The organism is Pseudomonas farris (assembly GCF_019145235.1).
In the GTDB taxonomy this organism is placed as follows: domain Bacteria; phylum Pseudomonadota; class Gammaproteobacteria; order Pseudomonadales; family Pseudomonadaceae; genus Aquipseudomonas; species Aquipseudomonas farris.
Genome location: NZ_JAHSTV010000001.1, coordinates 526896 through 541757 on the forward strand (window position 1 = coordinate 526896; position 14862 = coordinate 541757).

The 14862-nt window shown below is 59.6% G+C and carries 12 protein-coding genes; 8 read left to right on the forward strand and 4 right to left on the reverse strand.

Features of this window, described 5'->3' with window-relative positions:
• Positions 1-35 precede the first annotated feature (35 nt).
• From KVG95_RS02350 to cmoB, 7 genes are all read left to right on the forward strand, one after another.
• A complete protein-coding gene (locus KVG95_RS02350; RefSeq protein ID WP_217854374.1) occupies positions 36-2444 on the forward strand; it encodes a glucose/quinate/shikimate family membrane-bound PQQ-dependent dehydrogenase in 2409 nt (802 codons plus the stop codon).
• A 361-nt stretch (positions 2445-2805) separates the two neighbouring features.
• Complete coding sequence (gene lon, locus KVG95_RS02355; RefSeq protein ID WP_052966209.1) at positions 2806-5223, forward strand: endopeptidase La; 2418 nt, start codon at positions 2806-2808, stop codon at positions 5221-5223.
• Positions 5224-5428: 205 nt separating this feature from the next.
• The gene (locus KVG95_RS02360; protein WP_217854375.1) at positions 5429-5821 is read left to right on the forward strand and encodes a protease inhibitor I42 family protein; all 393 of its coding nucleotides are present in this window, start codon (positions 5429-5431) and stop codon (positions 5819-5821) included.
• A gap of 2 nt (positions 5822-5823) precedes the next feature.
• The gene (locus KVG95_RS02365) at positions 5824-6465 is read left to right on the forward strand and encodes a lysoplasmalogenase (RefSeq protein ID WP_217854376.1); all 642 of its coding nucleotides are present in this window, start codon (positions 5824-5826) and stop codon (positions 6463-6465) included.
• 163 nt (positions 6466-6628) lie between these two features.
• On the forward strand, positions 6629-7099 hold the full coding sequence (locus KVG95_RS02370) for a hypothetical protein (protein WP_217854377.1): 471 nt from the start codon (positions 6629-6631) through the stop codon (positions 7097-7099).
• Positions 7100-7274: 175 nt separating this feature from the next.
• A complete protein-coding gene (cmoA, locus tag KVG95_RS02375; RefSeq protein WP_177409423.1) occupies positions 7275-8054 on the forward strand; it encodes a carboxy-S-adenosyl-L-methionine synthase CmoA in 780 nt (259 codons plus the stop codon).
• A complete protein-coding gene (gene cmoB / locus KVG95_RS02380; RefSeq protein ID WP_217854378.1) occupies positions 8051-9007 on the forward strand; it encodes a tRNA 5-methoxyuridine(34)/uridine 5-oxyacetic acid(34) synthase CmoB in 957 nt (318 codons plus the stop codon). Before cmoA ends, cmoB begins: the two co-directional genes overlap by 4 nt.
• Positions 9008-9142: 135 nt before the next feature.
• On the opposite strand, the gene tadA is transcribed toward cmoB, so the two are convergent.
• Both tadA and KVG95_RS02390 read right to left on the reverse strand, forming a co-directional pair.
• Complete coding sequence (tadA, locus tag KVG95_RS02385) at positions 9143-9640, reverse strand: tRNA adenosine(34) deaminase TadA (protein ID WP_217854379.1); 498 nt, start codon at positions 9638-9640, stop codon at positions 9143-9145.
• Positions 9640-11016: a multicopper oxidase family protein gene (locus KVG95_RS02390; protein ID WP_217854380.1), complete on the reverse strand. Its 1377-nt coding sequence runs from the start codon at positions 11014-11016 to the stop codon at positions 9640-9642. Before KVG95_RS02390 ends, tadA begins: the two co-directional genes overlap by 1 nt.
• Before the next feature lie 465 nt (positions 11017-11481).
• On the opposite strand from KVG95_RS02390, the gene KVG95_RS02395 reads away from it, so the two are divergent.
• Positions 11482-11808, forward strand: coding sequence for a hypothetical protein (locus KVG95_RS02395; protein ID WP_217854381.1), 327 nt, complete (start codon positions 11482-11484; stop codon positions 11806-11808).
• 222 nt (positions 11809-12030) lie between these two features.
• On the opposite strand, the gene KVG95_RS02400 is transcribed toward KVG95_RS02395, so the two are convergent.
• Positions 12031-12321, reverse strand: a complete 291-nt coding sequence (locus KVG95_RS02400) for a PTS sugar transporter subunit IIB (RefSeq protein ID WP_217854382.1) — start codon at positions 12319-12321, stop codon at positions 12031-12033.
• 2 nt (positions 12322-12323) lie between these two features.
• Positions 12324-14858 (reverse strand): phosphoenolpyruvate--protein phosphotransferase, encoded by a 2535-nt coding sequence (gene ptsP, locus KVG95_RS02405; protein WP_217854383.1) that lies wholly within the window; start codon positions 14856-14858, stop codon positions 12324-12326.
• Positions 14859-14862: the final 4 nt, after the last annotated feature.

The following is a 14862-nucleotide window of genomic DNA, read 5'->3' on the forward strand; positions in this document are numbered from 1 at the left end:
GCGGGACTACTTAAAACGTCACGGAGAACCACACTATGAGCGCTGATGGTGCTTTCAGTCGAAGCCGTCTGCTGCCGAGCCTGCTCGGTATCGTGCTTCTACTAATGGGCCTGGCCTTGCTGGCCGGGGGGATCAAGCTGAGCATGCTCGGCGGCTCGCTGTATTACCTGCTGGCCGGTATCGGCCTGATGCTGACCGGGGGGCTGCTGCTGGCCGACCGTTATGCGGCGCTGAGCCTGTATGCGGTGGTGCTGTTCGCCAGTACGGTCTGGGCACTGTGGGAAGTCGGCCTGGACTGGTGGCAACTGGTGCCACGTCTGGCGCTGCTCTTTGCCCTTGGTATCGTCATGCTGCTGCCATGGTTTCGTCGCCCATTGCGTACCGGCGAATTCAACCCGATCGGCACCGGTGTACTGAGCGCTGCCGTGGTCATCGCCGGTATCGCCGCGCTGGCCAGCCTGTTCACCAACCCCGGTGAAATCAAAGGCGAACTGGATCGCGACGCCGTACCTGGCATGACCAACACCGCCCCGGCCATGCCCGATGGCGACTGGAACTCCTACGGCCGCAGCGCCCATGGCGATCGTTACTCGCCACTGGCGCAGATCACGCCGCAGAACGTCAGCAAACTGGTTCCCGCCTGGACCTACCGCACCGGCGACCTGCCTGGCCCGAACGATCCGGGCGAAACCACCGCCGAAAACACCCCGCTCAAAGCCAACGGCATGCTCTATGTCTGCACGCCGCACAGCCAGGTGATCGCGCTGGACCCGGACACCGGCAAGGAACTCTGGCGTTTCGATCCGAAGCTCTCCACGCAGAACGCGGCGAACTTCAAGGGTTGGGCGCACATGACCTGCCGTGGCGTGACCTATCACGATGACGCCGCCTACGCGTCCGAGCAGAGCCCGACCGGCACGGCTAACGCGCCAGTGACCAGCGTCTGCCCGCGCCGGATCTTCCTGCCGACCGCCGACACCCGTCTGATCGCCCTGAACGCCGACACCGGCAAAATGTGCGAAGACTTCGGCAACGGTGGCCAGGTTGACCTGACAACCAACATCGGTGAATTCACCGCCGGCGGTTATTACTCGACTTCGCCACCGGCGGTCACCAAAGACCTGGTGGTGATTGGCGGCCACGTGACCGACAACGTTTCGATCGACGAGCCAAGCGGTGTGATCCGCGCGTTCGACGTGCACACCGGCAAACTGGTGTGGAACTGGGACAGCGGCAACCCGGACGACACCACGCCGATTGCCGAAGGCAAGGTCTACACCCGCAACTCGCCGAACATGTGGTCCATCTTCAGCGTCGACGAAAAACTCGGCATGATCTACCTGCCGATGGGCAACCAGACCCCGGATCAGTTCGGTGGCGCGCGCACCCCTGAATCGGAACTGCACGCCGCCGGCCTGACCGCTCTGGACATCGCCACCGGCAAAGTGCGCTGGCACTTCCAGTTCACTCACCATGACCTGTGGGACATGGACGTCGGTGGCCAGCCAACCCTGATGGACCTGAAAACCGCAGACGGTGTGAAACCGGCGGTGCTGGCGTCCACCAAGCAAGGCAGCATTTACGTGCTGGACCGCAGCAATGGTCAGCCGATCGTGCCGATCAAGGAAATCCCGGTGCCGCAAGGCGCGGTGGAAGGCGACCACACTTCGCCGACCCAACCGATGTCCGACCTGAACTTCGTGCCGCCGACCCTCAAGGAACGCGACATGTGGGGCGTGACCCCGTTCGATCAGATGCTGTGCCGGATCGACTTCAAATCCCTGCGTTACGACGGCATGTTCACCCCGCCATCGCTGCAAGGCTCGCTCGTTTATCCCGGTAACTTCGGCGTGTTCGACTGGGGCGGAATTTCGGTTGACCCAGTTCGTCAGATTGCTTTCGTGAACCCGAGCTACATGGCGTTCAAATCGAAACTGATCCCGGCCGCCGAAATCGCCAAACAAGGCCCTCGTGTCAGCGAAACCGAAGGCGTGCAGCCCAACAAAGGCGCGCCTTACGGCGTGATCCTCGAAGCCCTGCTGTCGCCAATGGGCCTGCCGTGCCAGGCACCGGCCTGGGGTTACGTGGCCGCGGTCGATTTGACCACCAACAAAACCATCTGGATGCACAAGAACGGCACCGTGCGCGACAGTTCGCCGGTTCCAATCCCTCTGAGCATGGGCGTACCGAGCCTGGGCGGGGCCTTCACCACTGCCAGTGGCGTGGCCTTCCTGAGCGGCACCCTCGACCAGTACCTGCGCGCCTACGACGTGAAAAACGGCAAGCAACTGTGGGAAGGCCGCCTGCCAGCCGGCGCGCAAACCACACCGATGACCTACACCGGCAAAGACGGCAAGCAATACGTACTCGTTGTTGCTGGCGGTCACGGATCGCTGGGCACCAAGCAAGGTGACTATGTGATTGCGTACAAACTGTCGGAATAAGCGGTAGCGGCAGTTAAAGCAAAGGCGACTCCTGTGAGGGGGTCGCCTTTTTTGTGGGCGTGTCCCGTCCTGAATAAGGTTTACACCTGTTTCAGGACTAGACACTGAAACACCGTACCTGTGGGAGCGGGCTTGCTCGCGAAAGCGGTGTAACAGTCAACATTGATGTTGGATGTTATGGCCTCTTCGCGAGCAAGCCCGCTCCCACAATTGAACTGTGTGCATCTGCGAGGGGTTGGTCCTCTATAAGGCCGCCAAGACCTGTCAAACTCCTGAACACACGCGCTGAAATATCTACGGCCATTGAAACCACCCCCCACCTGCCCCATCTAAGACCCATACCCTATTGCGCAGGTGCCCCATGACCGACCAGCAAGAATTCCCCGAAGACACGAGCGAATACGCCGAAACAGACAACGTCGAACACCACTCCACCGGCAAAGGCCTCGCTCTGCCTGGCCAGAATCTACCGGACAAGGTCTACATCATCCCGATCCACAACCGGCCCTTCTTCCCGGCGCAAGTACTGCCGGTGATCGTCAACGAAGAGCCGTGGGCCGAAACCCTCGAACTGGTCAGCCAATCCGATCATCACTCCCTGGCCCTCTTCTTCATGGACGCTCCCCAGGAAGACCCGCGCCACTTCGATACCAAAGCCCTGCCGGAATACGGCACCCTGGTTAAAGTCCACCACGCCAGTCGCGAAAACGGCAAACTGCAATTCGTCGCCCAAGGCCTGACCCGGGTGCGTATCAAAACCTGGCTCAAACACCATCGCCCGCCGTATCTGGTGGAAGTCGAATACCCGCACCAGCCCACCGAGCCGACCGACGAGGTCAAGGCCTACGGCATGGCGCTGATCAATGCGATCAAGGAACTGCTGCCGCTCAACCCCCTGTACAGCGAAGAGCTGAAGAACTACCTCAACCGCTTCAGCCCCAACGACCCGTCGCCGCTAACCGACTTCGCCGCCGCGCTGACCTCGGCCACGGGCAGCGAGCTGCAAGAAGTGCTCGACTGCGTGCCGATGCTCAAGCGCATGGAAAAAGTCCTGCCGATGCTGCGCAAGGAAGTTGAAGTCGCGCGTCTGCAGAAAGAAATCTCTGCCGAAGTTAACCGCAAAATCGGCGAGCATCAGCGCGAGTTCTTCCTCAAGGAACAGCTAAAGGTTATCCAGCAAGAGCTGGGCCTGACCAAGGATGACCGCAGTGCCGACATCGAGCAGTTCGAGCAACGTCTGACAGGCAAGGTATTGCCGCCCCAGGCGCAGAAACGCATCGAAGAGGAAATGAACAAGCTGTCGATCCTCGAGACCGGCTCACCGGAATACGCGGTGACCCGCAACTACCTCGACTGGGCGACCTCAGTGCCGTGGGGCGTGTACGGCGAGGACAAACTCGACCTCAAACACGCGCGCAAGGTGCTGGACAAACACCATGCTGGCCTCGATGACATCAAGGACCGCATCCTCGAATTCCTCGCGGTCGGCGCTTATAAAGGCGAGATCAGCGGCTCCATCGTGTTGCTGGTGGGCCCGCCGGGCGTGGGCAAGACCAGTGTCGGTAAATCCATCGCCGAAACCCTGGGCCGGCCGTTCTATCGCTTCAGCGTCGGCGGCATGCGCGACGAAGCCGAGATCAAGGGCCATCGCCGCACTTACATCGGCGCGCAACCGGGCAAACTCGTCCACGCGTTGAAAGACGTCGAAGTGATGAACCCGGTGATCATGCTCGACGAGATCGACAAGATGGGCCAGAGCTACCAGGGCGACCCTGCCTCGGCGCTGCTGGAAACCCTCGACCCGGAACAGAACGTCGAATTCCTCGACCATTACCTGGATTTGCGTCTGGACCTGTCGAAAGTGCTGTTCGTCTGCACCGCCAACACCCTGGATTCAATACCCGGCCCGTTACTGGACCGGATGGAAGTGATTCGCCTGTCGGGCTACATCACCGAAGAGAAAGTCGCCATCGCCAAACGTCACTTGTGGCCGAAGCAGCTTGAGAAAGCCGGCGTGTCCAAGGGCAGCCTGAGCATCAGCGACAACGCATTGAAAGCCTTGATCGACGGCTACGCCCGTGAAGCCGGGGTGCGGCAGCTGGAAAAAAACCTCGGCAAACTGGTGCGCAAAGCAGTAATGAAGCTGATCGACGAGCCGAAAGCGGTGATCAAGCTCGGCCCGAAAGACCTGGAAGCCTCACTCGGCCGACCGGTATTCCGCAATGAGCAAGTATTGTCCGGCATCGGTGTGATCACCGGGCTGGCCTGGACCAGCATGGGCGGCGCGACCCTGCCGATCGAAGCAACCCGTATTCACACCCTCAACCGTGGCTTCAAACTCACCGGGCAATTGGGGGAAGTGATGAAGGAGTCGGCAGAAATTGCCTACAGCTACGTCAGCTCCAATCTGAAGCAATTTGGCGGCGATCCGACGTTCTTCGACGAAGCCTTCGTCCACCTCCACGTACCGGAAGGCGCCACGCCGAAAGACGGCCCGAGCGCCGGCGTGACCATGGCCAGCGCCTTGCTGTCTCTGGCCCGCAACCAGTCGCCGAAAAAAGGCGTGGCCATGACCGGTGAACTGACGCTGACCGGCCATGTACTGCCGATTGGTGGCGTGCGCGAGAAGGTGATTGCAGCGCGGCGGCAGAAGATTTTCGAGTTGATTCTGCCGGAACCAAACCGTGGAAGCTTTGAAGAGTTGCCGGATTATCTGAAGGAAGGGATTACCGTGCACTTTGCCAAGCGCTTTGCGGATGTGGCGAAGATTCTCTTCTGATAATGATGTAGTGCTCATGCGGCCGCTTTCGCGAGCAAGCCCCCTCCCACAAGGATTGCGATGAACCTGTGGGAACGGGCTTGCTCGCGAAGGCGTCGGTACTAACGCCTCCAAACCTTCGCCTGCCCCCCGGTTCGACCGTCACACTTTGTCTCATCTTCAGTTATGCTCGCCGTTCGTCGTGAATGCCGGAGCTGCTGATCTTATGTCCCCCACCCGCCTGTTGATCCCCCTCGCCCTCGCCCTGCTGAGCGCTTGCGCCACGCAATCGAAACAGAACGTGACCGTGGAAAAACAAAGCGAATGCCCGGTGCAACTGAACAACGGGCAGAACCTGATCCTGACCCTGCCCAGCAACCCGACCACGGGTTACCGCTGGACGATTCAGGATTCGGCCGGTGGCGTGTTGCGCGGGCTCAGCCCCGAGGTTTACAGCAACCCGGAAGACGCCGGTGTCGTCGGCAGTGCCGGCCTTTCGACCTGGCGCTTCCAAGCCTTTGCCACCGGTACTGGCCGCTTGCGGCTGACTTATTCACAGCCGTGGGCACCGGAAGTACCGGCGGTAAAAACCTTCGACTGCGCCATCGCGGTTAACTGATCGTGGGTTGGCTGATTCTGGCGCTGATGGGCGCGATGACCTTTCTGTATGGCCTGAGCGTGCATGCCGCGTTGCTATGCTTGCTGGTCAAACCGTTGCCAGTGTTGGCCCTGCTCGGCTGGTTGCACGATGCACCGCCCAGTGACTATCGGCGCTGGATCAGCCTGGGTTTGATTTTCTCCCTGATCGGCGACGTGTTGCTGGCATGGCCGGGGGATTTGTTCGTGTTTGGCCTTGGGGCGTTTTTGGTCGCGCATTTGGCGTATCTGAAGGCTTATTTGAGCGATTGTCGGCGTCTGGCGCTGTTGCCGTTGATCATCGCGTTGAGCGTGGGTGCGGGGCTGCTGGGGGTTCTGATTTCCAATGGCTTGGGGCCGCTGCTGATCCCGGTGATCGTCTACGGGCTGGCCATCAGCGCCATGCTCTGGCGCGCCCTGGCCCGACTCGGCACCGACGTGCCCAAACGCTCGGCGCTGCTGGCGGCGGCGGGCGCGGTGGCGTTTGTGTTTTCTGACAGCGTGATTGGCATTAACCGATTTGTGATGCCATTCCATGCCGCGCCTTACGTGATCATTCTTAGCTACTGGCTGGGGCAGTGGGGGATTGCGGCGTCGGCGTTTTCGAAAAAAATGCCACCCGATTAAACCCGATTCTGAAAATTTCGCATCCGCAGCAACATAACCAATACATCCTACATAGCGAAAGGTCATATAAAACTATCAGATCTGACAGTACCCCCCCTTCACTCGCAAACTTATTATTTATGTGGCCTTACACAACCACACATCTAACGCAAGGAAGGACATTATGAGTTTTTTTACAAGCAAAAAACGGGGCGCTGCTGATCCGATTATCACTGTCAGTGCTGAAACACTGGCCACTGTTTCCAAACGTGTGAAACTTGAAAGCCAAATCATTGAGTTCGAAGCCGACCCTAACAGTAGTTCGATCGTATTTGCCACTCGTGCAAACACACAAGACTACTCGCGCACAAATAAAAAGGGCTTGGTACTGAAATTCGATAAAAACATTCAATCCGGCACTTACAACAATCAAGAAATCGTTGCGTACTATTTTGAAACAGCCAGTCGCCCAGGCCGTAGTGAATATATAGAATTTCATGCGACAACTGGATCTTACACCGTAGAAGCAATCGAAAACAGTGATACAAAACTGCATTATCAAATCGGCTTTGAATTTAAAGGCCTAAACGAAAGTAACGAAGAACTCCAGATCAAGGGTCAATCTACCTATATCGTGTTAATGAAAGCACTGTAATCACACTCTAAACCATGAATGGCGAAGTCTCGGCTACCGGGCTTAGCCATTCAATCATTCATCATTTAGTGTCTTCTCTACATCTGCTCCCTTACCTTCGCTGCTCAGAAGCCTTGCTGGACTTTCCCCACGCTTTATCAGACAACCCGCGCATCCCCCCGTCAATTTGGCTAAAATGCCGGCCTTTTCCACCTATGCCGCTGGAACCGCCGTGAGCAAAGAATCCGATCGCCTTTTCGCCCAGCCTTTGACCCAGGTGCCTGACTTCGCCTTTAACGAGGACGTGGTTCGGGTGTTCCCGGACATGATCAAGCGCTCGGTGCCGGGTTATCCGACCATCGTGGAAAACCTCGGCGTGCTCGCCGCGCAGTTCGCCCAGCCCAACAGCGTTCTCTACGACCTCGGTTCGTCCCTGGGCGCCGTGACTCAAGCGTTGCGCCGTCACGTGCGCACCGACGGCTGCCGCGTCATCGCTGTGGATAACTCCGCAGCCATGGTCGAGCGTTGCCGCGAATACCTCAACGGCCAGGACTCAATGTTCCAGGAGTTGCTGCCGGTGGAAGTGATCGAGGGCGACATCCTTGCCCTGGAATTCCAGCCGGCCTCGGTGGTTGCGCTGAACTTCACCCTGCAATTCATTGCCCCGGACCAGCGCACCGCGCTGCTCTCACGCATCCGCCAATCGTTGTTGCCCGGTGGCGCGCTGATCCTCTCGGAGAAGCTGCGCTTCAACGACCCCGAAGAACACGCGCTGCTCACCGACCTGCACGTGGCCTTCAAACGCGCCAACGGCTACAGCGAACTGGAAATCGCCCAGAAGCGCAGCGCCATCGAAAATGTCATGAAGCCCGACAGCCTCGAAGAACACCGCGAGCGCCTGCTGGCCGCCGGGTTCTCGAAAGTCGTGCCGTGGTTCCAGTGTCTTAACTTTGCCTCGTTGATTGCCTTGCCATGATTGATCTGTCTCCCCTCGCCCGCCGTCTGGCTGGCACCCCGCTGGCCGAATGGGCCAACACCCTGCAGCGTCAACTCGACAAGAAAATGGAAAAAGGTCACGGCGACCTGGAACGCTGGCAGAGTGCGCTGGACGCGCTACCGAAGATTCAGCCAAGCGAAGTCGATTTGTTGAATGGCTTGAAACTGGACACCGATTGCGACTTTGAGACCCGCGCGCAAATGCGCAGCGCGCTGATGGGGTTGTCGCCATGGCGCAAAGGCCCGTTCGACCTGTTCGGCGTGCATGTCGACACTGAATGGCGTTCGGACTGGAAGTGGTCCCGGGTGGCTCCGCACCTGGACCTGAAAGGCAAACGCATCCTCGATGTCGGCTGCGGCAACGGTTATTACATGTGGCGCATGCTCGGCGCGGGTGCCGACAGCGTGATCGGCATCGACCCCAACTGGCTGTTCTTCTGCCAGTTCCAGGCCGTGCAGCGTTACCTGTCCGAGCCCAATGCCTGGCACTTGCCGTTTCCCTTTGAGGATCTCCCTCCCAATCTGGAAGGCTTCGACACGGTGTTTTCCATGGGTGTGTTCTATCACCGCCGTTCGCCGATCGAGCATTTGCTGGCGCTGAAGGATTGCCTGGTCAAGGGCGGAGAACTGGTGCTGGAGACGCTGGTGATCGAAGGCGATCAACAGCAGGTGTTGGTGCCGGAAGACCGCTACGCGCAGATGCGTAACGTGTGGTTTTTGCCGTCGGTGCCGGCGCTGGAACTGTGGCTGCGCCGCGCCGGTTTCAGCGATGTGCGTTGCGTGGATGTGAGCGTGACCACGGTCGAGGAACAACGCGGGACGGAGTGGATGAAGTATCAATCGTTGAGCGACTTCCTTGACCCGGAAGATCACAGCAAGACAATTGAAGGGCTGCCGGCGCCGATGCGCGCCGTCATCGTCGCCCGCAAGTAAAACACCGATCTCCCTCCCCAAGGAGATCAAAATGTGGGAGCGGGCTTGCTCGCGAATACGGACTAACATTCAACAGAGATGTTGACTGATCCACCGCTTTCGCGAGCAAGCCCGCTCCCACATTTGATGTGTGTTTTAGTCTGCTGGCTTGGTTCTACGGGCCTTGAAAAACTCAGTCAACACCGCGCTGCATTCTTCCGCCAATACCCCACCCTCATACAACACCCGATGATTCAAAAAGCCCTGGGTAAAGAACTGCCCCTGGCTTTGCACAATCCCGGCCTTGGGCTCCAGCGCGCCATACACCACCCGCGCAATCCGCGAGTGCACGATCAGCCCGGCGCACATGCTGCACGGCTCCAGGGTCACGTAGAGCGTACTGCCCGGCAGGCGATAGTTGCTGGCAGCCTGGGCCGCAGCGCGAATCGCGACCATCTCGGCATGGGCGCTGGGGTCGTTGCCGCTGATTGGGCAGTTGAAACCGCGCCCGATGATTTCACCGTCCTGCACCAGCACCGCACCCACCGGCACTTCGCCAAGGGCCGCGCCTTGAGCGGCCAGGGCCAGGGCTTCGCGCATGAAATCACGATCACGGCTGCGGTCGATAATCGCTGCGGGGCGAATCTGACGCATCACGCCACCTCGATGGCGGCCATCAGGCCGGTTTCCATGTGATCGATCACATGGCAGTGGAACATCCAGACCCCAGGGTTATCCGCCACCAGCGCCACTTGCGCACGCTCGTTCTTGCCCAACAGGTACGTGTCGGTGAAGTACGGGATGACCTTGTGCCGGTTCGAGGCAATGACCTTGAAGCTCATGCCATGCAAATGGATCGGATGTTGATACTGGGTCATGTTCTTCAATTCGAAAATATAGCTTTTGCCCTTTTCGAGCTTGGCAATCGGTCGATCGGCGCAGGTCTTGTCGGTGATGTCCCAGGCCTTGCCGTTGATCTGCCAGAGGCTTGGCGGCTTGCCGTTTTCGACATTGACCGACACCGAGCCCACCCATTCAAAATTGAAGTTGAGTTTCTCGGCATTGGCCAGGTCCGGCTCGGCCACCGGGTTGGCGGGCAGTGCCGGTGGCCACTCAGTTGGCGCATCGGTATTGGCCACTGAGCGAAAGGTGCCCAGGCGTACCGGGCCGTTGCGCAGGGACAGTTCTTCACCAGCCGGCGGTGCCTTGATCGCCAGGCAAATGCGCATGCCAGGACCCAGCCAGTATTCCTTGCCCAATGGGCGCGGTTCAATCGGATTGCCGTCCAACGCGTAGATCTGCGCTTCGACGCCAGGAATGTTCAGGCGGTACGTCAGCGTGTTGTCGAGGTTGAGCAGGCGTACACGAGTGATCTGCCCGGCGGGCAAGTCGATCACCGCTTGTGAGACGCCGTTGATGGTCGACAAGCCCCCCGCCGTGCCGCCACGGGCCGCTTCACGAGGAATGCTGAACGCTACAAAAGCACCCTCTTCATCGACGTGCCAGCTCTTGAGGCTCAAGGTCTTTTCGTATTTGAAACCGGTGGGCTCGCGCTCTTCGATGATCAATGGGCCGACCAATCCGCGACCGAGCTCTTCGCTGCTGTTCACGTGCGGGTGATACCAGTAGCTGCCGGCGTCGGGTACGCGGAATTTATAGTCGAAGTACTCGCCCGGCAGCACCGGCAACTGCGACACGTACGGCACGCCATCCATTTCCAGCGGCAGGCGGATGCCGTGCCAGTGAATGGTGGTCGCCACCGGCAGATGGTTGATGAAGCGCACCCGCAGCCATTCGCCCTGACGCACGCGCAACTCAGTGCCCGGCGCCGATGGGCCGAACGCCCAAGCCTGGGTTGTGTGCCCGGCCACCAGTTCGATGTCCAGCGGTGCGGCGATCAGCTCATAGTCGTGGCCGGCGTCAGCGTCGGCCATTTTGCCCAGCCAGTAACGCGACACGCCACCGGCCCCCACGCCAACCACCACAAGACCGGCCAGACCACCGAGTATTTGTCGACGGGTAAAGGACATGAACTCAACTACCTCACGTATCAGCCACAGGCGCGGAGGCCTGCAAAAGGCGAATACGATACACCTGCGGATGAGAAACAGTAAGGGCAGCGCGGCGGATGGTCACAGGCACGGCTGGCAATGCACCTGTGTTCAACCTCAGCTAATTGATTGAAATGAAACCCTGTGGCGAGGGGGCTTGCCCCCGTTCGGCTGCGCAACAGTCGTAAAACGATAGTCTTTAGTGGTCACTGCAAATGCAGTGGCAGGGTGTAGGAGCCCTCTCTCATGGTGCAACAGCTTTGTCGTTTGATTGCGGCGCTTAATTCGTGTCCGTAAGATCGTTCGCGGCGGCTGTGCGCGGGACACGCTTCGGCGTGGCCGAGGTTCATGAGTGCTCGGTACTCCTACTCCTGCGCATGGCTGCCACCCAAACCTGTAGGAGGGTGCGTTGGCAGCTCATATTCATACTCATGGAAATTACAAATGACGACGCTAACGCCAGACCCACCCTACGAAGAACCAATTCCCCACCCCGACAACCGCTTCATGGCCCTCACCGGCAACTGTAACGACATGCCCACCCTGTTCGTCGATACCCACGCGCCGATCGATGTTTTGTATGACGCTGCCAGCTATCGAATTCGTGCAGTCACCCAAGTGCTCGAAAACATTTCGATGCGCGGTTCGGTCGAGTGCGAATCCTTCATTCTCAGTGACTTCGCTTTGCTCTGCACCATTCCATTGCGCGATGGGTGTGATGTGCTGGATGTGATTGGGCGGCGGTTGCGGGCTCGGTCAGCAGCGGATTAGTTTCAGAGATTTCGGGCTTCTGATCCGGCGTCTTCGCAGGCAAGCCTTAATGCCATCCAGTTAAGCCGCGGAACCTGTGGGAGCGGGCTTGCTCGCGAAAGCGTTGTATCAGGCAACATCAATGTTGACTGTGCCGCCGTCTTCGCGGGCAAGCCACGCTCCCACAGGTTCTGCGTCTTAACTTACCGGCATTAGGGCAAGCCCCTCACCACAAAGCTCCGGTTATGGCTGAAGCCCGGTGATCAGATGAACCACTCCATCCTCCAGCATCATCACTCCCGGCACCCCTGCCACCGTCAACGCCTGTCGATCCATTCGCGTCATATCCCGCAATTCCACCCGCACCCGGGTCAGCGCCACCGGCTGTTGCGACTTGAGGTTATCCACACCGCCCAGCGCGGCCACGACATTCGCGGCCAAACCGAAAACAGGCTGAGCCTCCAGTTTCGGCTCATCCACCACCAAATCCGGCGTCAACGCTTTCCAGAACGCTCGCTGCATTTTCTCGAACATGCTCAGTTCTCCAGAATTAATGAAGTATCGACCGTCGCCTCGTGGTGCAGCAGCAATGCCTCGCGTACCTGCTCGGCACTTTCCAGCCCCAGCACCTGCAGGGCGATGGCCTGGCAGTCCAGCAGATCCACTTCGCGAACCGCCGCTTTGATTGCCGGAATCAACGGCACGCTCACCGACAGTTCATCCACCCCAAGCCCGAGCAACAGCGGCACCGCCAGTTTTTCCGAAGCCATGGCGCCGCACACTCCGACCCATTTGCCATGGGCATGAGCGGCTTTCACAGTGTTGGCGATCAGGCGCAGCACCGAGGGATGAAAACTGTCGGCCTGACTGGCCAGCCGTGGGTGATCGCGATCCATGGCCAGGGTGTACTGGGTCAGATCGTTAGTGCCAATGGAGAAGAAATCCACCTCGGGCGCAAACAGATCAGCCATCAGCGCCGCCGCCGGCACTTCGATCATGATCCCCAGTTTCGGCAATTCAGTGAGGCCCAATGCCAGCGCCTCTTCTTCAAGCAGCTGACGGGCCAGCCGCAACTCCGACAGCTGCGCGACCATCGGCAGCATGATGTGCAGGCGCGCCAGCCCGGCGCTGCTCAAAATCGCCTTGAACTGATCGCGCAACAGCTGCGGACGTTCCAGGCACAAACGAATTCCGCGCATGCCCAGGAATGGGTTGGTTTCACGCTCCATCGGCACATAGGCCAACGGTTTGTCACCGCCGACATCCAGGGTCCGCACCACCAGATTGCGCGCCGGGCCCAAGGCTCGGGCGATGGCGCTGTAAGTGGATGCCTGCTCGTCATGGCTTGGCGCGTGATTGCGATCCAGATAAAGAAACTCCGAACGCAACAGACCGACGCCCTCGCCGCCCAGCGTCATGGCCTGTTCGGCTTCGGTCAGCGACGCGATATTGGCGGTGATTTCAACGTGATGCCCATCTCGGGTACAGGCGGCCAGGCCTGCATTTTCCAGCTCGTATTGTTGGCGTTTCTTTTGTCGCTGACGATTGGCTTGCAACTGCTCAATAGCGGCCAGCTCGGGATCCAGCTGCAACTCACCCTTGTCGGCATCAAGCAAAACCCGGGTGCCATTGATCAATGTCAGCACCTGAACTGGCAAGCCGCAGATCGCCGGCAAACCGAAGGCCCGCGCGAGAATTGCCACGTGGCTGGTGGCGCCACCACCGACCGTGGCGAACCCCAGCACCTTGCGCGTGTCCAGGCCAGCCGTTTGGGAGGGCGTCAGTTGCTCGGCAATCAGAATCGCCCCGTCCGGCAACTCCATCGCACGATCCACTACGCCGAGAATCAGCTTGAGCACTCGGTGACCGACGTCGACCAGGTCTGCGGCGCGTTCGGCCAGCAAGGCATTGCCCAGGCTTTTGAACAAGGCCGCCGTCGACTCGGTGGCCGCACGCCAGGCGAAACCGGCACTTTTGCCAGCATCGATCAGTGCCAGGGCCTGATCCAGCAGGCCTGGGTCTTCGAGCAGTTCCTGATGAGCCTTGAAGATGTCTGCCTGGGCGTCACCCGTGGCCTTGTCTCGCAACTGCTGCAAGGCCAGAACCGCCGCCGCCAACGCCCGGGACAGGTGCTCACGCTCAACCTGAGGACTCACGCCGAACTCACACACCTCGAGAGTCTGCTCGGCAATCTGCACCACTTGGCCAAACGCCGAACCCGGCGAGGCGCAGACGCCGCGCAGCACCTTCAGCGATGAGGTCTCGACCACAACCGTCTCAACTTCTGCCATCACCGTCACGGCTTCCCCGCAACCGGCGGCCAGCAACTCGGCCAGCGTCTTGATCGCCACTTCGGCATCCGCGCCCGCCGCGCTGACCTGCAGGACATCACCATGGGCGGTCTGCAAAGCCATGATCGCCACCAGGGATTTGGCGTTCGCGCTGTCCTGCTGTTTATGCAGGCAAATGCTCGCCGAAAAGCCTTTCGCCGCTTGGGCAAACACTGCCGCAGGGCGAGCGTGCAAGCCGTTGGCATTGGGCAGGGTCACCGGTTTGGAGAACAGCGCTTCGCCCTTCTCCGGCATCGGCTCATCGACCGCCACTTCGGATGGATTCAGACTCAGCAGCGGCTGACCGCTTTCCACTACACCCGTTTCGGGCGTCAGCCAGGTGAATGGCTCGCCGCTGACCACCAGCATCAAGGTCAACAAACTGCGGGCGTTCAAGGCGATGTAATCGGCGTCGAACTCGATCAGCGCCTGCCCCACTACTACCCGCTGACCTTCCTCCACCAACCGGGTGAAACCCTTTCCAGCCAGGTTCACGGTATCGAGGCCGATGTGCATCAGCACCTGCACGCCATTGTCGTCGGTGATGCTGACGGCATGCCCACTGACCTGCACATTACTGATCACCCCGGCCAGCGGTGCGCACAAGGTTTGCGAGGTCGGATCGATGCACAGACCGTCGCCGATCACACGACTGGAAAACACCTGATCGGGCACTTGGTCCAGCGGCATCAGCACGCCGGACACAGGTGCCAGCAGTTGCAATTGTTGGGGTGTGGCCATGACG